Origin of the sequence: Croceitalea sp. MTPC6 (assembly GCF_036985525.1) — a bacterium.
Classification (GTDB): Bacteria; Bacteroidota; Bacteroidia; order Flavobacteriales; family Flavobacteriaceae; genus Croceitalea.
Genome location: NZ_BTGR01000009.1, coordinates 66,609 through 85,465, shown reverse-complemented (window position 1 = coordinate 85,465; position 18,857 = coordinate 66,609). Strand labels below are relative to the sequence as shown.

General features: G+C 36.6%; 23 protein-coding genes. 10 read left to right on the top strand and 13 right to left on the bottom strand.

Translation table 11 applies throughout. From position 1 onward, the window contains the following. Positions 1-39: 39 nt before the first annotated feature. The 3 genes from AACP56_RS15290 to AACP56_RS15280 form a co-directional block, all read right to left on the bottom strand. Positions 40-681 (bottom strand): YceI family protein, encoded by a 642-nt coding sequence (locus tag AACP56_RS15290; protein ID WP_339337834.1) that lies wholly within the window; start codon positions 679-681, stop codon positions 40-42. A 53-nt stretch (positions 682-734) separates the two neighbouring features. Then, on the bottom strand, positions 735-1,463 hold the full coding sequence (locus AACP56_RS15285; protein WP_339337832.1) for a peroxiredoxin: 729 nt from the start codon (positions 1,461-1,463) through the stop codon (positions 735-737). A gap of 102 nt (positions 1,464-1,565) precedes the next feature. Continuing rightward, complete coding sequence (locus AACP56_RS15280) at positions 1,566-2,369, bottom strand: patatin-like phospholipase family protein (protein WP_339337830.1); 804 nt, start codon at positions 2,367-2,369, stop codon at positions 1,566-1,568. Between the two features lie 224 nt (positions 2,370-2,593). On the opposite strand from AACP56_RS15280, the gene AACP56_RS15275 reads away from it, so the two are divergent. Continuing rightward, on the top strand, positions 2,594-3,664 hold the full coding sequence (locus tag AACP56_RS15275; RefSeq protein ID WP_339337829.1) for a response regulator: 1,071 nt from the start codon (positions 2,594-2,596) through the stop codon (positions 3,662-3,664). A 691-nt stretch (positions 3,665-4,355) separates the two neighbouring features. Further along, positions 4,356-4,565, top strand: a complete 210-nt coding sequence (locus AACP56_RS15270; RefSeq protein ID WP_339337828.1) for a YgaP family membrane protein — start codon at positions 4,356-4,358, stop codon at positions 4,563-4,565. A 13-nt stretch (positions 4,566-4,578) separates the two neighbouring features. Here the strand turns inward: AACP56_RS15270 and AACP56_RS15265 are convergent, their stop codons facing one another. The 3 genes from AACP56_RS15265 to AACP56_RS15255 form a co-directional block, all read right to left on the bottom strand. After that, the gene (locus AACP56_RS15265; protein ID WP_339337827.1) at positions 4,579-5,775 is read right to left on the bottom strand and encodes an acetate/propionate family kinase; all 1,197 of its coding nucleotides are present in this window, start codon (positions 5,773-5,775) and stop codon (positions 4,579-4,581) included. Further along, positions 5,772-7,865, bottom strand: coding sequence for a phosphate acetyltransferase (gene pta / locus AACP56_RS15260; RefSeq protein WP_339337826.1), 2,094 nt, complete (start codon positions 7,863-7,865; stop codon positions 5,772-5,774). The genes AACP56_RS15265 and pta overlap by 4 nt, the downstream gene beginning before the upstream one ends. A 96-nt stretch (positions 7,866-7,961) precedes the next feature. Then, the gene (locus AACP56_RS15255; RefSeq protein ID WP_339337825.1) at positions 7,962-8,411 is read right to left on the bottom strand and encodes a pyridoxamine 5'-phosphate oxidase family protein; all 450 of its coding nucleotides are present in this window, start codon (positions 8,409-8,411) and stop codon (positions 7,962-7,964) included. Between the two features lie 161 nt (positions 8,412-8,572). Between AACP56_RS15255 and AACP56_RS15250 the strand changes: the two genes are divergently transcribed. From AACP56_RS15250 to AACP56_RS15240, 3 genes are read left to right on the top strand one after another with little or no spacing between them, the layout of a single operon-like run. Continuing rightward, complete coding sequence (locus AACP56_RS15250) at positions 8,573-9,655, top strand: efflux RND transporter periplasmic adaptor subunit (protein ID WP_339337823.1); 1,083 nt, start codon at positions 8,573-8,575, stop codon at positions 9,653-9,655. Continuing rightward, positions 9,652-10,914, top strand: a complete 1,263-nt coding sequence (locus AACP56_RS15245) for an ABC transporter permease (protein ID WP_339337821.1) — start codon at positions 9,652-9,654, stop codon at positions 10,912-10,914. Before AACP56_RS15250 ends, AACP56_RS15245 begins: the two co-directional genes overlap by 4 nt. Positions 10,915-10,923: 9 nt before the next feature. Continuing rightward, complete coding sequence (locus tag AACP56_RS15240; RefSeq protein WP_339337819.1) at positions 10,924-11,598, top strand: ABC transporter ATP-binding protein; 675 nt, start codon at positions 10,924-10,926, stop codon at positions 11,596-11,598. A gap of 49 nt (positions 11,599-11,647) precedes the next feature. Here the strand turns inward: AACP56_RS15240 and AACP56_RS15235 are convergent, their stop codons facing one another. Both AACP56_RS15235 and AACP56_RS15230 read right to left on the bottom strand, forming a co-directional pair. Continuing rightward, positions 11,648-12,115 carry a cytochrome c gene (locus AACP56_RS15235; RefSeq protein ID WP_339337817.1) on the bottom strand — a complete coding sequence of 156 codons (468 nt, stop codon included), beginning with the start codon at positions 12,113-12,115 and terminating at the stop codon, positions 11,648-11,650. Between the two features lie 161 nt (positions 12,116-12,276). Beyond that, on the bottom strand, positions 12,277-13,125 hold the full coding sequence (locus tag AACP56_RS15230) for a universal stress protein (protein ID WP_339337815.1): 849 nt from the start codon (positions 13,123-13,125) through the stop codon (positions 12,277-12,279). A gap of 154 nt (positions 13,126-13,279) precedes the next feature. On the opposite strand from AACP56_RS15230, the gene AACP56_RS15225 reads away from it, so the two are divergent. The 4 genes from AACP56_RS15225 to AACP56_RS15210 are packed head-to-tail and all read left to right on the top strand — an operon-like array spanning position 13,280 to position 14,613. Continuing rightward, a complete protein-coding gene (locus tag AACP56_RS15225) occupies positions 13,280-13,729 on the top strand; it encodes a hypothetical protein (RefSeq protein WP_339337813.1) in 450 nt (149 codons plus the stop codon). Positions 13,730-13,739: 10 nt separating this feature from the next. Then, positions 13,740-13,949: a hypothetical protein gene (locus AACP56_RS15220; protein WP_339337811.1), complete on the top strand. Its 210-nt coding sequence runs from the start codon at positions 13,740-13,742 to the stop codon at positions 13,947-13,949. A 4-nt stretch (positions 13,950-13,953) separates the two neighbouring features. Beyond that, on the top strand, positions 13,954-14,478 hold the full coding sequence (locus AACP56_RS15215; protein WP_339337809.1) for a hypothetical protein: 525 nt from the start codon (positions 13,954-13,956) through the stop codon (positions 14,476-14,478). A gap of 9 nt (positions 14,479-14,487) precedes the next feature. Further along, complete coding sequence (locus AACP56_RS15210) at positions 14,488-14,613, top strand: hypothetical protein (protein ID WP_339337807.1); 126 nt, start codon at positions 14,488-14,490, stop codon at positions 14,611-14,613. Positions 14,614-14,657: 44 nt separating this feature from the next. On the opposite strand, the gene AACP56_RS15205 is transcribed toward AACP56_RS15210, so the two are convergent. From AACP56_RS15205 to AACP56_RS15195, 3 genes are read right to left on the bottom strand one after another with little or no spacing between them, the layout of a single operon-like run. Further along, positions 14,658-15,644, bottom strand: a complete 987-nt coding sequence (locus AACP56_RS15205) for an MlaD family protein (RefSeq protein WP_339337805.1) — start codon at positions 15,642-15,644, stop codon at positions 14,658-14,660. A 4-nt stretch (positions 15,645-15,648) separates the two neighbouring features. Continuing rightward, positions 15,649-16,428, bottom strand: a complete 780-nt coding sequence (locus AACP56_RS15200) for an ABC transporter ATP-binding protein (RefSeq protein WP_339337803.1) — start codon at positions 16,426-16,428, stop codon at positions 15,649-15,651. After that, a complete protein-coding gene (locus tag AACP56_RS15195) occupies positions 16,425-17,207 on the bottom strand; it encodes an MlaE family ABC transporter permease (protein WP_339337801.1) in 783 nt (260 codons plus the stop codon). Before AACP56_RS15195 ends, AACP56_RS15200 begins: the two co-directional genes overlap by 4 nt. A gap of 174 nt (positions 17,208-17,381) precedes the next feature. Between AACP56_RS15195 and AACP56_RS15190 the strand changes: the two genes are divergently transcribed. Further along, positions 17,382-17,651, top strand: a complete 270-nt coding sequence (locus AACP56_RS15190) for a heavy-metal-associated domain-containing protein (RefSeq protein ID WP_339337799.1) — start codon at positions 17,382-17,384, stop codon at positions 17,649-17,651. Positions 17,652-17,661: 10 nt separating this feature from the next. Here AACP56_RS15190 and AACP56_RS15185 read toward each other — a convergent pair whose 3' ends face one another. Then, entirely contained in the window at positions 17,662-17,955 is a 294-nt protein-coding gene (locus AACP56_RS15185) for a chaperone modulator CbpM (RefSeq protein WP_339337797.1), read from the bottom strand. A 3-nt stretch (positions 17,956-17,958) separates the two neighbouring features. Continuing rightward, a complete protein-coding gene (locus AACP56_RS15180) occupies positions 17,959-18,855 on the bottom strand; it encodes a J domain-containing protein (protein ID WP_339337795.1) in 897 nt (298 codons plus the stop codon). Positions 18,856-18,857 lie beyond the last annotated feature (2 nt).

The following is an 18,857-nucleotide window of genomic DNA, read 5'->3' as shown; positions in this document are numbered from 1 at the left end:
TAGCTTAAGTGGACATTTTTAAACATAATGGAAGATGTATTATTTTAATATATGCGAAATATTGATAGGGAGTTTTATTGTGATGACTACATTGGGCCACAGCTTAGAAACTTTATCCACACCCATATGCAGTTCATAACATTCTCGGTTCAGCGTATTGATAGCTTCCTCCCCTTTCCAATTCGCTAGGTTTATTGCTGTCTTCAAAAAAAGAGTATCTCCCTTTTGGGAATAGGTATAATCCACTTCCCTTGAGATGGTATTTAATTCAATATTCATCACTCCTTTTCCATTTTTGGCATCTAAAATTTCTCCTCTAATAATATCCGATTTAAACACCTCAAAAAAGTAAGTCTTAAGCTTGGCATCTCGGATTTCAGCTCCTGAATTCACAGACATTGTGTGGATTGTAATCTTATCCTTAACCAGTAAATCCTCAATAGTCTTCTTGTTTTTTTGAAAATCCACTGAAAAATCATTAAAAGTTCCATGCACGGCCATCTTATCGGTAAACTTATAGGCTGTCCATTGCAAAGAGATACCTGTGGTGTCTATAGCATAAAACCTTTCTTGCAAAGCTAATTGAGCAGCCATAGTTTTTTCTTCTTTTTTTCGGGTATTACAAGAACATATTAGGAGAATCGAAACGATTAAGGAACTATGCATTAGAAGTTTTTTCATGATTACTAGTTTGTTTATTCCTTCTCTACCCCTAAAGTTTTAAGCCAAATCCGTTATTGATTTTTAAGAACAGATTCCATCACTTTTTCCTTTTTCAGTTTCTTTGTGCAGAAAAACCAGTCACTGCATTCCATTTCCCCATTCTTGGTCTCTACGCGTTCCTTTGCCGTACCACATGAACCAGCTGGTGGTACAATCACGTCCTCACCAGGTTGCCAATCGGCTGGTGTTGCCACCGAAAATTTATCGGCAGTTTGCATGGCAATAAGAGCTCTGTAGATTTCATCAAAATTTCTACCTAAACTCAACGGATAATAAATTATGGCTCTTATGAAACTATCTGGGTCAATGAAGAATACCGCTCTAACAGCTTGGGTTTTGCTCTCACCGGGTTGTATCATTCCATATTTTTTAGCTACTTCCATAGTGATATCTTCAATAAGCGGAAACTTGATTTCCATGTTTTTCATATCTCTAAACCTAATCTTATCCTTTATGGTGCGTAACCAAGCAATATGACTATACAACCCATCTATTGATAGACCTACCAACTTACAATTGGCTCTTGCGAAAGTATCTTCTAGCTTAGCAAACGTCATAAATTCTGACGTACACACAGGCGTAAAATCCGCTGGGTGACTAAATAGAATAACCCATTCTCCTTTATAGTCTTTTGGAAAGTTGATATCCCCTTGGGTGGTTACCGCTTTAAACGCAGGAGCCTTATCCCCTATTCTAGGCATGGGGGTGATTTGTTCTTTTGTTTCTAATAGTGTTTCCATTTCTACCATGTTTAAGATTTGCCAATGTGCTTTATCACGGTAAAATTAGAAGTGAAGTTTCATTTATGAAATGATTTATGTCAGTGCTAAAGTAGTAAAGTACTACTGTTTATTAAGTTCAAACTCCAGCTTTGATACATTGAACTTTTTATCTCCTTCTCGGGATTGTAAAACTTTTTTCGCAGCAGCATACCCTAATTCAAATAGGATATCTACTTTCTTTAAAGAGAACATGCCAAAATCTCCCATCCTTTCTGGACGGATTAGTACATCACAGTCTTTAAACTTGTTAAAAGTATCTTTTGCAACCATAATGTGATAGGCTCTCTCCATTACGTTGTATGAATGCTTTAAGTCCTCAATTTTTACCTTTTCAAAAGGGTTCACATAGATTCCTATAATCTTATCGCAATACATTTTTATGAGGTCTACAGGGAAATTATTTAATGTACCTCCATCAATAAAATACCCAGATTCAATCTGTATAGGAGCAAAAATTCCTGGAACTGATGCTGATGCCAATAACGGCTTTATTAATTCTCCTCTGTAGAATACCTTTAGTGAACCATCCAATAAATTTGTTGCAGTGACATATAAGGGTTTTTCAAGGTCTTCAAAACTATCAGAAGGCAAGTACTTTACTAGAAGATCATAAAATTTGGCAGTATCTACAAACCCCGGTTTTTTTCTAGCGTATTTATTAATGGAGAATATTTCCACAGTCTTGAAAAAGTCCAATATTTCTTGCCAAGGACATCCTCCTGCATATAAAGCTCCAACAATCGCACCTGCGCTTGTGCCTGCAATATGGGATGGGCATATTCCATACTCTTCCAAAGCTTTAATGGCACCTATATGGGCTATACCCCTTGCTCCACCTCCAGAAAGTACTAGACCTGTATCCATATATCCTATTTTGTTCAAATATCGTTGGCAGTATCAAAAAACAAAATGATTTACATCATTACATTAAAAGTTTAGATATGACCAATATCATTTTTATCAAAGATTAACTAGGATATATTTATGAATCACCTTTTTGATAGTTGTGAACTTACAACACCAATATGGTGTCCCCAGCTCAAAACCTGAAGTGAATAAATTTTAATGTTCCCCTCAACCTGCTAAAAATGAAAAAAATATTAGTTATAGAAGATGATGGTGATGTGCGAGAAAATACCGCAGAAATCTTAAGATTATCAAATTACAAGGTTGAAACCGCACAGGATGGGAACAAGGGTATTGAAAAAACAGCCCAATTTCATCCAGATTTAATTATATGTGACATAATGATGCCAGGATTAAATGGCTATTCTGTACTACAGCGTTTAAACGAAGACTCGGCCACAGCGAGCATTCCGTTTATTTTTTTAACCGCCAAAACTTCAAGATCGGACATGCGCATAGGAATGAATCTTGGGGCAGATGATTATTTAACCAAACCTTTTGAGGAAGAAGAATTAATGGCTGCCGTTTCGTGCCGTCTTAGGAAAAATGATTTCCTGAAAAAAGAGATTGCAAAGAATTTAGAGGAGCTCAACACGTTTATTGAAGATGCATCTGATTACATGGATTTGGGTAGTTTTTCCAAAGGGTATGATGTAAAAAAATATGAAAAGAAAGATGTTGTTTTTTGGGAGGGTGATCCTGCCCATTCCCTATTTTTTATTGAAAGCGGTAGCGTAAAAACATACAAAAGCACGGAGATAGGTAAAGAATTTGTTACCGGAATATGCGGCGTAGGCAATTTTATTGGGCAACTTTCCTTATTGAACAGTACGGGGACTTATATTGAAAATGCCATTGTTCTTGAAGATTCAGAACTATGTGCGATACCCAAAGATGATTTTACCAAATTGCTCTATGGGAGCCCGCTTGTATCACAGAAATTTATTTCTATGATATCCAACAACCTAAAACATGTACAGGAACAATTGGTAGATATGGCCTATGCATCCGTTCGGAAAAGAGCAGCTAAAGCACTTTTGGAACTTTATGAAAAAGGGCTTGTTCAAGAAAAACCGGATGGCGGAATTGGTATTCCAAGAGAAGATTTTGCAGGGATTATTGGCACTGCAACAGAAACTGTTATACGTACCCTTTCCGATTTTAAGGATGAAGGTCTAGTATCTACTGGTCATGGAAGGAGAATCATAATTTTAAACAAAGAGAAACTTAAGAGCCTTGCAGATTTTGGGTAGGCTTTAATTGCTTTCTGCAATTTACATATATCACAAACGGTCAATTATTTGAATAGTATTAAAAATTGGATAGTCTTCAAAAAATTTCGTGATTGGCAAAAGACGTAAATAAAAACAGGAAGCCGAAGCTTCCTGTTTCCTGTGAAGAGTTAAAATTTGTTCCTACTTCAAATCCATCCTTTATGCCATTTCATTGCTAAAATAATATAGAGGCCGATTTTTGGCATCGACTACATCGCTCCCTTCACTATGACTCATGCACCTTGCAGTAACATAAATCAATACCCATATATTTTAAAAGAAACCGGAATATCGAAATATCCCGGTCTCAAAGAAGGTATTGCATTTGTTCACACACTTATGTAAGTTCACTCAAAATACCTATTGCTAAATAAACTGGTCAACTACAAGATATAAACAGTTGTGATACCTTCCATGGGATTGTTGCATTGCTGCATCAAAGTACCCCTATCATTATATGTCTAAAGAACATTATTACTATTAATTATGATGCTAAAATACATCGTCTTTTTCCATAAGAAAATGACCTAGGTCAGTTTCCTTGATTTTTTTCACTTCAATAAAACAAATATTCGACCTACCATTGTTTTATGCTCTAAATGACATTTGTCATAGTATGCAGACAATGCCTTTGATATTTTTGGAAATAGTCGAACTAAATTTTTTAAAAATGAAAAGAAATATGGGAAATGCTGACCGAACGATACGTTTTTTGGTCGCAATACTATTTGGAGTTCTTTATTACAATGGCACTATCTCTGGAACATGGGGTATTGTTCTTGTAGTAGTAGCAGTTGTCTTTGCCCTCACCAGTTTTGCAGGCTTTTGTCCACTCTATGCGCCATTTGGAATAAAAACCTGCAGCACAAAAAGAAAGTAAAAGAATTACATATTTAAACAAACTTCTCTTTTGTAAGCGTAAAAGACTGCCTAGCAATTTCCAGTTCTTCATTGGTTGGAATGACCAAAACCTTAACTTTTGAAGTTTTAGAATTAATTTCCTGGATAGAAGTTGATTTTACCATATTTCTATGGTCATCCAAAGTGATTCCCAAGTAATCCATATTGGTACAAACCATTTTACGTAACAATACAGAATTCTCGCCAATACCAGCAGTGAATACTATAGCATCCAATCCATTTAGAGCGGCAGTATATGCTCCAATGTATTTTTTTATGCGGTAGGCATTCATTTCCAAGGCTAAAATACAATCAGGATTTCCTTTCTCTGCCTCTGCTTGAATGTCCCTTAAATCACTAAAACCGGTTAAGCCCAACATGCCACTTTTTTTTAATAACAAAGTATTCACCTCTTCTAATTTATAACCTAGTGTATTTACCAAATGAAAGACAAGTGAATGGTCAATATCTCCACTGCGTGAACCCATAATGAGACCATTGGAAGGGGTGAAACCTAAACTATGGTCTATACTTTTCCCATTTTTCACTGCAGTCATACTACAACCATTTCCCAAGTGGATACTGATTATTTTTGAGCCTTTATCTTTTAAATAACCAATTGCCTTTTCTGAAACATATTTATGGCTTGTACCATGAAATCCATATACCTGTATGTTATGCTTGTTGTAAAAATTACTGGGGATAGCATATTTTTTAGCTATTACCGGAATGGTTTGATGAAAAGCGGTATCAAAAGTCGCAACTTGTTTGGCATTTGGGAATACTTGTTCTGCTAAAACAATACCTGCCAAGTTATGTGGATTGTGCAAAGGAGCCAAAATAGAAAGTTCCTTTATTTTATCTTTCACTTCTTGGGTAACAAGCATTGTATCGGAGAAACTATTGCCCCCATGAACAACGCGATGCCCAATAATTTCTATTTCATCAACATTATTTACAACACCGATTTTTCCATCCAATAAGTATGCCGCTATTTTTTGAAATCCAGTTTTATGGTCATAAATTTCTAATGTTTCATCACTATCTGTGGTGGCTGTTTTATACTTTAATTTAGCCTCTTTTGAACCAATACGTTCAACAATACCAGTACAAACAACCTGTTCCAAAGGCATTTTTATGAGTTGGTATTTTATAGAGGAACTGCCTGCGTTTATAATCAGTACATTCATAAGCCTTGTGCTTGTATGGCCGTAATCACCACCGTATTAAAAATATCATCGACGGTACAACCACGGCTCAAATCATTTACGGGTTTGTTAAGTCCCTGTAACATGGGGCCAATAGCCAGAGCTCCTGTTTCCCGTTGCACCGCTTTATAGGTATTGTTGCCCGTGTTTAAATCAGGAAAAATAAAAACCGTTGCCTGTCCTGCTACTTGTGAGTTGGGTAGCTTGCTTTTGCCAACATTCATATCCACTGCGGCATCGTACTGTATAGGCCCTTCTACTTTAAGATCAGGGCGTTTTTGTTTAACCAGTTCTGTTGCTTTTCGAACCCTGTCCACATCTTCCCCTTGGCCTGATGTCCCTGAAGAATATGAAAGCATGGCTATTTTGGGTTCAATACCAAAAGCAGTACTAGTGTCTGCGGAAGAGATGGCAATTTCGGCAAGCTGTTCCGCGCTAGGGTTTGGATTGATGGCACAATCCCCAAAAATAACCACTCTATCTGGGAGGCACATAAAGAATACAGAAGATACCAAGGCAACATCTGGTCTTGTCTTCACAAACTGAAGTGCCGGCAGAATAGTATGTTGTGTGGTATGAACTGCACCGGACACCATTCCATCAGCATGACCTTTATACACCATCATGGTACCGAAATAAGAAACATCTTCCATGAGGTCACGAGCCATAGTCAAATCCACGTTCTTATGCTTTCGCAGTTCATGTAAGGTGGTTGCATATTCCTCAAAATAATCAGACTTGGCTGGGTCTATTATCGTAAATTTATCAGTATCTAACTCCAGGCCCAGCTGAACAATTTTATCTTTTATTTTTTCATGGTCACCTAACAAGGTAACTTCGGCTGCATCTGCATCAATTAAATCTTTGGCAGCTTTTAAGATTCGATGATCCCACCCTTCGGGCAATACAATATGCCTTTTGTTGGACCTGGCCCTTTTGAGCAGGTTATATTGAAACATTCTTGGGGTGATTCCATTGGCCTTAAAAGTGACTAAGCGTTCGGCCAATGCATCCTCAGGAACAAATTTTGAAAAATCCTGTATGGAAGCAGTAATTTTTCTACTATTTTCTGCATAGATGCGAGGTCTAATTGAACCTATTCTATTAGTGATCTCAAAAGTTCCTCCATCCACAGAAACTATTGGCACTACCTCTGTGAGGCCTTCAATCAACTTGATTATGGAATCTTCCGGTACTAGACCTCCCGTGAGTATAATTCCAGAAACAGTTGGGTAATTTGACGATAAATTGGCCTGTAATGCCCCTAGTATAATATCTGCACGATCACCAGGGGTTATCACAAGCCCATCTTCTTTTAAATGCGTTAAATAATTACGCAATTGCATGGCACCAACACCAAAATGACCAGCTTGATTATTTAAAAAAGGTTTTCCAAAGAGAACCTTTCCATTGAGTTCTTCTGCAATTTCTTTTATTGTAGGATTACCTAAAATAGGATTCAAAGGGATAGCACCAATCAGTACTTCTTTCGGTAAATATTTTCGTAATCCATCAGTAACTAGCGTTACGTTTTCTGGTTGAATCTTATTGGCGACAACCATCAAAACCTCTACCCCTTTGTCTTTAAAAGAGTCATAGGCCAAATACATATTGCTCACAAATTCTTCCAAGGTCTTACCAACTCCACTAGCCAAAATAATAGTAGGGATTCCCAAATTTTTTGCCATATGTACGTTAATATCCCACTCAATGATAGCACCATCACCAGAAAAATCTGTACCCTCTACTAAAATAAAATCAAAACTATCTTCAATAGCCTTATATTTTTCTATAATCCTGTCCAGTACATCATCTTCTTTATTCTCATTGTTTTTTTGAATAACCTGGCTCCTGGTAAAGGCAAAAGCCTCTTCATACTTAAGTTCTAAATTGAAATGGCTTATAATGGTATCTATGTGATTATCTCTTTTCCCTTCTGGGTAGTCATCAATAATCGGACGGAAATAACCCACTTTTGCGGCTTTTCCCAACAATAATTGCATAAGACCTAGTGAAATAATAGATTTTCCGCTATTTGGTTCGGTAGTTGCAATGTAAATGGCTTTGCTCATAGCATAACGTGGTTATAGTATGTAAAGTTATAGGATTCTTGTTCCCTTTACGAATATCAATTTGGGAAAAATAAAGACTAAATCCCTATAGGACTATTAATCTCTTTGCTTCCCTTTTATCATTGAAATATTGATACGGTATACTATGGGTATCTTATCTGTATCTACTTTACTTGAAAAATCAACTATAAAATGAGGAGTGGCATTATCTTTTTTTAGTACTGCCTCTTTTACGCCTTCATAAAATTTATGAAGTAAATGCTTTGCATCTATACCACCCATTTCTTCATATTCACCATATAAGAGTACTGATTTCCATTTATCAAGTGCAGTAATTTCATCAACTTGAAAGGAAACTGATCCATTCTTTCGCATAGCTTCTATTTTTCCACCTTCACCAGAATAAGTAATAATGCTATGCGTATCTGCATCATAGTAATAGGTAATGGGAAGAATATCTGGGCTGCCCATTGAAATAAAGGCTAAACGCCCAATATAATTATTGGTAAGTAATACTATACATTCATCTTTGGTCAAATCTTTCATGCTTTATCTTTAGTGATTATGTAGAGGTTACTCCATTCTTCAGAAGAATCTGAAATCATATCTAATCAAAATTATCCCCTTTCCATAACTCAAAGTATGACATTGCTCATATTATTTGGGAGAGGTATTGACTTATTTTGACAGCAAAGCAAATCTTTACGATGAAGTTTCTTTCCTTATTTTTTGGTCTTGTCCTAATTCTTTCTTGTAAAGATCCTCAAGAAAAGATACTCCCATCAAAAACTAAACTGACGGAATCGGTCTACTCTTCGGTCACAGTGCAACCAGATAGCCTATATCAAGTATATGCAGCAGTAGCAGGAATTCTGGACAACAACCTAGTGGAAGAAGGTGATACAGTACAAAAGGGAACCCCCTTACTACAGATTATTAATACCGCACCAAAATTAAATACCGACAATGCTCGTTTGGCACTGCAACTAGCACAAGAAAACTACAATGGGAGTTCTACAATGTTGAGTTCTTTGGAAGATGAAATACGGGCAGCAACGCTATCGTTTAAAAACGATTCTATCAATTTTTCTCGTCAAAAGCGGTTATGGGACCAACGAATTGGCTCCAAAGTGGAGTTTGATAACCGTAAACTGGCCTATGAACTTTCACAAAACAATTTACGACTACTCAATAACAAATACGAACGCACAAAAAATGAACTTTCGACCCAGGTACAACAAGCTAGTAATAATTATAAGGCAGCCCTAGTTTCAACAAAAGATTTTACTGTTACTAGTAAAGTTAATGGAAAAGTCTATGCCCTACTAAAAGAACCGGGGGAAATTGTGACCACTATGGAACCTTTGGCATCTGTTGGGAGTGCTACCAATTTTGTCATTGAAATGTTGGTGGATGAAGTTGATATCGTAAAACTACAAGAAGGCCAGAAAACCTTGATTACCCTTGATGCATATGGTCAGGAAGTTTTTGAAGCTAAAATCAGAAAAATTTATCCCCTAAAGGATGAACGCTCGCAAACATTTACTGTAGAGGCTGTTTTTAAAAATGCACCGAAAGTATTGTATCCAGGATTAGCAGGGGAAGGCAATATCATTATAGCGGAAAAAGGCGGGGTCATCACCATTCCCAAGGCCTACCTCATCGACAACCATAAAGTGCTTACGGAAGGTGGAGAAAAAGAAGTGAAAACTGGACTTCAAAATCTGGACCAAGTAGAAATCCTTGAAGGAATTGATGCAAACACTTACATTCTAAAACCCAAGGGATGATTAACTGGAAAGTGATTCTGAATATCGCCAAGACACATCTGTTGACCAAGATGAAAAGCACAGTTACCGCTGCGCTGGGGGTTACTTTTGGCATTGGGGCCTACATTACTTTGGTCAGTTTTATGACAGGGTTGAATCAGATGTTGGATGATTTAGTGCTAAATCAAACCCCGCATATTCACATCTACAATGAAATAGAGCCTTCAAAAAACCAACCCATAAGTCTCTATACCGGTTTTGAGGATGCGTTAAATGTTGTTCACTCTGTAAAACCTAAGCAGAGCCAAAAGAAAATACATAATGCCTTACCCATTATCTCTTATTTAAGAAAAGACCTAAACGTAAAAGGAGCTACCCCAGAAACCAATGCTCAGATATTTTACCTATCTGGCTCCATAGAACTTGGCGGTAACCTTTCAGGGGTAGATATTATGGAAACAGTACGCCTTTCCAACATTCAAGATAATATTGTAGAGGGGACCCCAGAAGCACTAAAAAACAATGATAATGGTATTTTACTAGGTGCTGGTCTTGCAGAAAAAATGTCGTTATCGGTTGGAGAACGTGTACAGGTCAGCACGATTACGGGTAGTGTATTTCCGCTGAAAATAGTAGGTATTTATCAAAGCGGTATTGCTGAAATAGACAATATTCAGAGTTATACGAACTTAAGTACCGTACAGCGAATTTTGGGTGAAGCGGAAAACTATGTAACCGACATTAATGTAAAGCTCTTTGATATTACCAAGGCCGAATCCATGGCAAATAGACTAGAACAGCAATTTGATATTAAAGCAACCGATATTAATGAGGCCAATGCTCAATTTGAAACGGGTTCCAATATCAGGAATCTAATTACCTATGCAGTTTCAATCACTTTATTGGTCGTTGCAGGATTTGGCATTTACAACATTCTAAATATGCTCATTTATGAAAAAATGAAAGACATTGCCATATTAAAGGCAACCGGATTTTCAGGACGCGATGTGCGGCTTATTTTTATGAGCCAGGCAATGATAATCGGTGCGGTTGGGGGCATTTTAGGATTGTTCATTGGTTTTATACTTTCAAAACTCATTGATCAAGCACCTTTTGATACGGAAGCCTTACCCACCATAACCACCTATCCAGTTAATTTTAATGTGTGGTATTATATTATTGGGATTGTGTTTGCTCTAATCTCAACCTTTATTGCAGGTTATTTGCCATCGAACAAAGCAAAAAGAATAGATCCGGTACGGATTATTAGAGGGACCTAAAAATAGGGTATGGAACTTGTTTTAGAAACTAAAAACATAAACAAACACTTTTTAAAGCCCAAGGATTTTCATGTACTAAAGGATATTTCCTTTGGAATAAAAGAAGGGGAGTTTGCCTCTATTATGGGTAAATCGGGTTGCGGAAAATCTACCTTGCTCTACATACTTTCCACTATGGATACCAATTATACCGGTGAACTTTACCTAAATAATGAATTAGTAACTGGGAAACCTCACCAAGAACTATCACATATACGTAACAAACATATTGGTTTTGTGTTCCAGTTCCATTATTTATTATCGGAATTCAGTGTGCTGGAAAATGTGATGTTGCCCGCCAAAAAGCTGGCCGAAAAATCACATAAAGAAATTGAGCATGATGGCATGGAAAAATTAAAAATGTTACATATTGACCATTTGGCCAAACAACGGGCCTCAAGAATATCAGGAGGTGAAAAACAACGCGTGGCAATAGCTCGAGCACTAATTAATAATCCAACTATTCTTATGGGTGATGAACCAACGGGAAACCTAGATAGTCATAACTCCGAAAACGTGTTCAGTATTTTTAAACGCCTGAAAGAGGAAGAAGGATTGTCCTTGCTGGTAGTCACCCATGACGAAGATTTTGCCAAACGTACAGATAGGATTATCCAAATGGAGGATGGGCGGGTCTTGGGATAAAACCGGCTTCTTAAAAAGTTCTCCAGACTTTTACGCACCTATAAACTACTCAATAATAGGGATAATAGTTCGTTGTAGGAGTTTCTACTTGATATTCAGATTGAAGAAAAGTGACTAAATCTACAAGTTCTTGTACGGTCATGATGTAATTGTAATTATCCATCTTTGAAAAATCCCCTTGGGTAGTAAATTTTTGGTCATAGCCTGGGGCAATTTTGTGGGAAGGATTTATAACCGAAGTGACCAGTTCGCCATAGGATTTCTTGGAAGGTACCTGCCCACCCAACTGTATTTTGAGACTATCGCTTCCTCCTTTCCATGCAATACCTGAAATATTATGACATGAGGCACAGTCCAATCTTTTGTAGGCAGCTTTTCCTTTTTCGATGTCACCAGTGGGCAAGGCAAATCCGCGTGCTTGCTCATTGCAACTACACACCAGTAAGGTTACACCTATTAAGATGGGTACTATTAAACCATTCCACAGGCCGAACAAAGTATTATTTTTATTAGACATAAGTTGTTGTTTTATATTAAGGATTTGACCAACTATCATAGCTAATTGAATAAACAAACGTAGTAACTTAAAAAAACAAAGAAAATGACTTACATCATGCCCATAGGATGATCTACATGAAGAATGGGCAAATTTTTAGAAGTTATCCATGCTTCATGATTCTATTGATTTTCTTCCTTATAGCAAAGCAAGGGAACATTTATCTCCTTTACCATTTTTTGAACTAAATCCTGCTGAAGATATCTTTCAAGAATATTGTCTTTACTTCTCTCCAGCATTACCAAAACATCAACATTGGTTTCTTGCAAATACCATTGTAATTCTTTTAAAATAGTGTCAGAGAAAATTATATCGTAATCAATTTTTTCATAAACCACCTTTTGCTGAAGCATCTCTTTAAACCATTCCATTTGTTGATCTCCAGCATATTCTTTTTTTGTGGTAATATGTAAGATTCTAATCTTTGCATCAAACACCTGGGCAATCTTCACCAATTTCCTGATTGCGAAAATATCAGCCTGTTCAAAGTCAGTGGCATAGGTAAAGGTTTTTAATTTACCGACTCTGTAAACTTCTGGTACTGCTATAATGGGACAGCTTACCGTTTTAATCAAAGATTTTGTAGTGCTTCCCAACAAAAACTCTTTTACCGGGCTTTGCCCTTTTGTTCCTACTACAATTAGGTCCACGCTAAATCTAATGGCATTTTCAAGAATACCATCCACTACAGAACCGTCTTCATCAACAACAAAACTTATATTGGTTCCTTGCAACGACGATTCCCCTAAATGTTCTGCACAGAATGCTTTTAATTTAGCCCTATGTTCTACAAACAATCTTTTTTCCTTCTTCATATAGCTGACCGATACCGGACTTGCCAGTGATATGGGCACATCAAAAACATGCATGACCACCAATGTCGAATCAAATTTTTCAGAAAGAAAGTTTGCAAACTTTAAAGCTGCGACTGAATTTTTGGAACAGTCCGTCGCATAAAGAATAGTTTTCATGGTATAGCTCTTAAAATCTCAGAATGAAGCTACATAGATGTTGAGAAGTTTAAAATGATAAATGTCATCCACATATACGTATACATGATTTTAATCATTTTTAATGGCTTTTGACTCTTTTACATTTATGGTCAGCAACTTAAAACCTTTCGTTATGCGTGACCAAACATATAGTCAGGAAATTGATTTTTTAAAAGATGGCCCATGGGACGAACTCTATGTACTTACCCAACATTGGAAATCCGATCTTGAATTCTATAGAGATGACCTCCGTTTTCTACATTATTTGATTGATAAATATTTCTTGTGGATTACTAAACCTAAAAACATCGATTTAGTTAAAGAATTAAACTTTGGCCTATTAAAACTAGGCTCTCAAGTAAAGGATTTGATTGAAAAAATTGGAAAACACATCATTCAACTGGGCTATCTGGTGGAAGATTCCAATAAAGCAGATGCTGGGATCATAAAAACTGAACATGAACACCTTGAAGAGGAAATGGCACAGTTTGTAAAAGCCTTTCGGAAAAACCGAAAAGAAGTATTCGTTATTACCGAGTACATTATTGATAGTGAACAATTGGCCAATATCTTCGACTCGTAAAATCATTTCCATGAACGATGCAAAGGATACCCTGTCGCAAATCATAAAACTAACTAGCATAATGGAAAGCGACTATCCTGAATTATATCGATTTTTAGATAAAAATCCGATTACTGTTCCCACTATGGCTCACCCAAATCTAGATGAAAAAATACTTCAGGAATATTTGAATGGGTTAAAAGAGTTATTAAAACATCATTCAGCAAAGCATAAAAAATAGGATTATGAAAGCGCTTAAGAAAATACTTCTGATTATCCTTGGACTGATTGTTGTCCTTTTACTTTTTGCCGTTTGGTACAACATAAAATACGCTATGGATGTTGTCGAGCCTTATGAGGTTAATTCTGCCAACCTTGAAAAAAGCCTATTGATTGCTACGCAAGGAAGTGTTTTTAAGGACAGGGTTACGGATGCTGTAATTAATCATTACAAATCAGACGCTGTATTTATAAAGGTTATTGATATAGGAAATCTTGATCAAATAAATCCTGATGATTTTAAAGCTCTTTTGTTAATCCATACATGGGAAAACTGGAAGCCTCCTATGGAAGTAAAATCATTTATTGAACGAACAAAAAGTAGTGCGTATAAAATAGTGGTACTTACCACTTCAGGACAGGGCAATTATAAGATGGAGGAAGTGGACGCGATTACGGGAGAATCCATAATTGAAGATATACCGCTTTTCACTGAACAAATTTTTGAGCGTTTAAATCTGCTATTGCGGATCACCGAACATAAAAACTAAATTGTAAAAATGAAAAAAAACAGAGACTCAAAATTTCAAGTTAAAATGGAAAGATGGCTCTTGGGAATCATTATCATTGCAATTACGATCGCTTTATTGATAGGTATATTGACACTTTTCGATACCACGAACTAGAATAATAAACAAGTACATTAAACCGAAAAAAAGTTGAAGAGTTCCTAGTCTTTTTCTTTTCCCTCTTTCTTTTTTTGCTTTTCTTGTTTCCTAAAATAGCCCCTCGTTAAAAAGTTATGTTTTAAGGCCTCCATATTTTCATTAAAACGCTCCATGCCCTGGTCTATATTTTTCATTGTGTTTTCTAATTGATTGACTAGAATGGTATCTGTTGCCAAATAGTTGACAGCACCTTTTCCATCCCTAATTTCCCCTGTTACAGCAGTTAAATCTTTGGTCATCTTATCCAGTTCACTGCTCGAATTTTCAAGATGTAGGATAATACTTCGCATTTTTTCAGCAGAAAAGGAGTCAGATAATAATACCCCGGCAACACTTTGGTCAAAATCAATATCCTTGATTTTCTTATCAAGCTCAGAAATAATTGAATTTGCATTAGTACTTGCATATTTTAGATTGGTGATTGTCTGCTGCAAATCGTTGGCCATAATAGTATCATTAAGTAATCTACCAAAAGTGCCCTTACCATTGATTAAGGATTGCGTAACTGCCAAAAGGTCTGCCGTTAACAATGCTGCATTTTCATTGGTCACGTTCAGCGTGCTAAGCATATCTTGGGTTGCTATCTTGCTGTACGAATTTAATTCATCACCTTCTTCAACAAAGGGTACATTGCCCTCTCCCGGAACAATATTGATAAGCATGCTCCCTACCAAACCATCGGAACCTATCATGGCTACGGCATCCTTTTTAATATGATTTCGCATATTATCCTCAATAACCATGAAAACATAAATAGTAGTATCATTGATCATCTTTATTCTATTTACCGTTCCAACATTTATACCGGAAAAACGTACGTTATTACCATTTTGGAGTCCGTTGGCATTCTTAAAAACCGCTGTTACCGTAAAGTTTTTGGTGAACATGTTCTGGCGATTACCTATGAGATAAGCGGCTATAAGCAATAGTAGCGTTCCTAAGAGCACAAAAACGCCTAATTTCAAATTTTCCATTGTTGTTTTTGCCATGATTCTATTTTTTAAAAAACGCTTCTACTTTTGGATTGTTAGATGCTGAAAGTTCTGCAAAAGTTCCTTCTGCATAATTGATACCGTCTACCAATAGAATCATCCGCTCAGAAATTACACGTGCACAGTCCACATCATGTGTAATGATAAGTGAAGAAGTACCGTATTTCTTTTGGATGGAACGCATTAGTTCAATTATTTCTTTTGAAGTGATAGGGTCCAAACCACTCGTTGGCTCATCATAAAATATCACTTTTGGTTTTAAAATGATGGTACGAGCTAGAGCAACCCGTCTTTTCATGCCCCCCGAAAGTTCGGCGGGCATTAAATCCATGGTATGTGACAAACCTACGTTCTCCAAAGCTTCAAACACCAAGGGTGTAGTGTCTTTAATCACACCCAATTTCTCTTTATGCCGTCGCATGGGGAATTCTAGATTCTCGCGTACTGTCATGGAATCATAAAGTGCACTTCCTTGAAACAGAAAACCAATATCTGACCGTAATTCATCCAAAGATTTTTGATCAAGCTTGCTTATTTCATGACCTAAAACCTCAACATAACCGCTATCTGGGGCCATCAAGCCAACTAAACATTTAATCATCACAGATTTTCCTGAACCAGATTTACCCATAACCACTAGGTTCTCGCCTTTATGAAGCGTCATGTTAAAACCATTGAGCACATGATTTTCACCAAAACTTTTAAATAAGTCCTGTATTTTAATGACTACATCTTTTTCAGTAGCTCCAGCAATCGCTATGTTTTCTTCAAGCGCTTTCATAATTCATAAAAAATATCTGAGACAAAAACCGCTATAAAATCGACAATGAACAACAACAGAGATGCCATTACAACTGCAGTATTTGCTGCAAGGCCAACACCAGCGGTTCCCTTTTTACTGAAATAGCCCTTATAACATCCTACAAGCCCGATAACAAAGCCAAAAAAGAACGATTTTATGGTGGCTGGAATTAAATCCCCAAAGGACAGTGCATCAAAAACAGTATTAAAATAAAGTTGAAAAGAGACATTCCCCTTTAGGTTTTCCACTAAAGCAGATCCGTATAATGCAATTAAATCTCCAAAAATCACCAGTAATGGCAACATCAAGGTAGTAGCTAAAATTCTTGTTACCACTAAATATTTAAAGGGATTGGTACCTGAGACTTCCATGGCATCTATTTGTTCGGTAACCCGCATAGATCCCAGTTCCGCTCCTATTCCGGAAGCAATACGCCCTGCGCAAATAAGCGCAGTGATTACAGGACCTATTTCGCGTACAATGGATATTCCTACCATATTGGGCATCCAAGAAACCGCTCCAAATTCGATAAGTGTTGGTCTCGATTGTAGCGTCAAAACCAAACCGATTATAAAGCCTGTTAACCCCACTAAAAACAAGGAGCGTACACCCATTTGATAACACTGGCGCATCAATTCTTTTAATTCAAAAGGAGGTTTTAAAACTTCTCTAAAGAAACGTCCTGCAAAATAAGAAAGGTCCCCAATTTGGATGAAAAAAAACTTGGTCTTGTTGACCATTTCTGTAGCTATTGTCATAGTCTTACTAGAATTTCCAGAGAATGAATCAAATATAAAGGAGACCGCAATGGTTAAAAATGACCATGGTCATACTCCATAAAATGGGAATTCACTAGAAAAACTGAAACCAATATGATTAAGATCATATTCTTTACTGCACGAAGCAATTACTTTTAAGACAAAACCGTGATGGTGCAAAAAACAGTGGAAATACAAAATTTGAAGTGTGGCGGTTGTGAAGCTATTATCATAAAAAAGCTTAATGCTGAAAAAGGTGTTCAAGGTATTATAGTAGATGTAGAAAACAGTACGGTCTCGCTCAATTACGATACGCCAGCCACATTAAAAAAAGCTAAAAATATACTAACCAAATTGGGCTATCCAATAGTGGGTAAACAAAACAATCTTGGTAGAAAAGCCAAGTCTTATGTGAGTTGTGCAAAGGGTAGAATTGTAAAGTAGATTATTAAAATTAAATTCCTTCGTACCTTTTTAATCTTTGTTTGAGCAAGAATAATTCTTCGCGCATTAATTCGGTCCGTTCCAATAAATGGTAAATGGCCTCAATACCTTCCCTATTAATATTTAGTTCTTGGTACAAGCGCACCATTCTTTCAACTTTAGGAAGTTCTTCTATAGCTAGAAAATAATCGTTCTTAATAGTTTTGAGTTCAATTAATTCATATTCCTGCAACCCCATAATAAAGGACACCTCAATTTCGTATCCCTGACAGAAATCGCTAATAGGTATTAAATGTTCTTCCATGATCTACAATTGTGTTGCTGTCAATTCTTTAAAAAGCTCTTTTTGTTTTGTCGTAAGCTTAGTAGGTATTTTAATTTGATAAGTAACAAAGAGATCACCAAATTGCCCCTCTTTTTTATACTTGGGCAATCCTTTTCCTCTAAGTTTAACCTTAGATCCATTTTGTGTTCCCGGTTTCACTTTTAATTTTACTTTTCCATTTAAGGTATCAGTCGTTATTTCCCCACCTAGAATGGCAGTGGTCAATGGAATTTCCAAAGTCTTATAAAGGTTAGCATTCTCACATGTAAAACTTGTATTGTTCAGAATTTTAAAAGTTAAATATAGGTCACCCATGGGTCCGTTATTTACACCCGGACCACCATGCCCGGTTATTCTAATGGTCTGCCCGTCTTGTATTCCTGCAGGAACAGTTATGCGAATATTTTTGTTATCAATAGTTAGCGTCTGTTTATGTGTATTGAGGGTATCAGTCAAAGTTAATTGTAGCTCCGCATTATAATCCTGTCCACGAAATTTTAAATTACGTTGTGATGAACCAAACCCTGCTCCACCGAACATACTTTCAAAAAAATCGGAAAAATCTCTAGCCGATTGCCCCTCAGAATAAGTATATCGGCCAAAGCCTGAATTACGCTGGCGTTGGGCTCTTTTTTGTTTTTCAAATTCCTCAGCATGTTGCCAGTCTTTACCATATTCATCATATTTTTTTCGTTTCTCTGGGTCACTCAACACCTCATTGGCCTCATTGATCTGCTTAAACTTTTTTTCTGCCTTGGCATCATTTGGATTAAGGTCGGGATGGTGTTTTCTAGCCAGTTTACGGTATGCTTTTTTGATATCTGCATCACTAGCTTTTTTAGAAATTCCTAGTATTTTATAATAATCGATGAATTCCATGA

Coding starts and splice junctions, on each gene's coding strand:
- AACP56_RS15230 (WP_339337815.1), bottom strand. CDS start 13,125: ATGAAAACTATTCTTTATGCGACGGACTGTTCCAAAAATTCAGTCGCA.
- AACP56_RS15235 (WP_339337817.1), bottom strand. CDS start 12,115: ATGTCTAATAAAAATAATACTTTGTTCGGCCTGTGGAATGGTTTAATA.
- AACP56_RS15280 (WP_339337830.1), bottom strand. CDS start 2,369: ATGGATACAGGTCTAGTACTTTCTGGAGGTGGAGCAAGGGGTATAGCC.
- AACP56_RS15285 (WP_339337832.1), bottom strand. CDS start 1,463: ATGGAAACACTATTAGAAACAAAAGAACAAATCACCCCCATGCCTAGA.
- AACP56_RS15210 (WP_339337807.1), top strand. CDS start 14,488: ATGAAAAAAAACAGAGACTCAAAATTTCAAGTTAAAATGGAAAGATGG.
- pta (WP_339337826.1), bottom strand. CDS start 7,865: ATGAGCAAAGCCATTTACATTGCAACTACCGAACCAAATAGCGGAAAA.
- AACP56_RS15245 (WP_339337821.1), top strand. CDS start 9,652: ATGATTAACTGGAAAGTGATTCTGAATATCGCCAAGACACATCTGTTG.
- AACP56_RS15200 (WP_339337803.1), bottom strand. CDS start 16,428: ATGAAAGCGCTTGAAGAAAACATAGCGATTGCTGGAGCTACTGAAAAA.
- AACP56_RS15225 (WP_339337813.1), top strand. CDS start 13,280: ATGCGTGACCAAACATATAGTCAGGAAATTGATTTTTTAAAAGATGGC.
- AACP56_RS15265 (WP_339337827.1), bottom strand. CDS start 5,775: ATGAATGTACTGATTATAAACGCAGGCAGTTCCTCTATAAAATACCAA.
- AACP56_RS15275 (WP_339337829.1), top strand. CDS start 2,594: ATGAAAAAAATATTAGTTATAGAAGATGATGGTGATGTGCGAGAAAAT.
- AACP56_RS15180 (WP_339337795.1), bottom strand. CDS start 18,855: ATGGAATTCATCGATTATTATAAAATACTAGGAATTTCTAAAAAAGCT.
- AACP56_RS15270 (WP_339337828.1), top strand. CDS start 4,356: ATGAAAAGAAATATGGGAAATGCTGACCGAACGATACGTTTTTTGGTC.
- AACP56_RS15215 (WP_339337809.1), top strand. CDS start 13,954: ATGAAAGCGCTTAAGAAAATACTTCTGATTATCCTTGGACTGATTGTT.
- AACP56_RS15290 (WP_339337834.1), bottom strand. CDS start 681: ATGAAAAAACTTCTAATGCATAGTTCCTTAATCGTTTCGATTCTCCTA.
- AACP56_RS15185 (WP_339337797.1), bottom strand. CDS start 17,955: ATGGAAGAACATTTAATACCTATTAGCGATTTCTGTCAGGGATACGAA.
- AACP56_RS15195 (WP_339337801.1), bottom strand. CDS start 17,207: ATGACAATAGCTACAGAAATGGTCAACAAGACCAAGTTTTTTTTCATC.
- AACP56_RS15240 (WP_339337819.1), top strand. CDS start 10,924: ATGGAACTTGTTTTAGAAACTAAAAACATAAACAAACACTTTTTAAAG.
- AACP56_RS15205 (WP_339337805.1), bottom strand. CDS start 15,644: ATGGCAAAAACAACAATGGAAAATTTGAAATTAGGCGTTTTTGTGCTC.
- AACP56_RS15220 (WP_339337811.1), top strand. CDS start 13,740: ATGAACGATGCAAAGGATACCCTGTCGCAAATCATAAAACTAACTAGC.
- AACP56_RS15250 (WP_339337823.1), top strand. CDS start 8,573: ATGAAGTTTCTTTCCTTATTTTTTGGTCTTGTCCTAATTCTTTCTTGT.
- AACP56_RS15255 (WP_339337825.1), bottom strand. CDS start 8,411: ATGAAAGATTTGACCAAAGATGAATGTATAGTATTACTTACCAATAAT.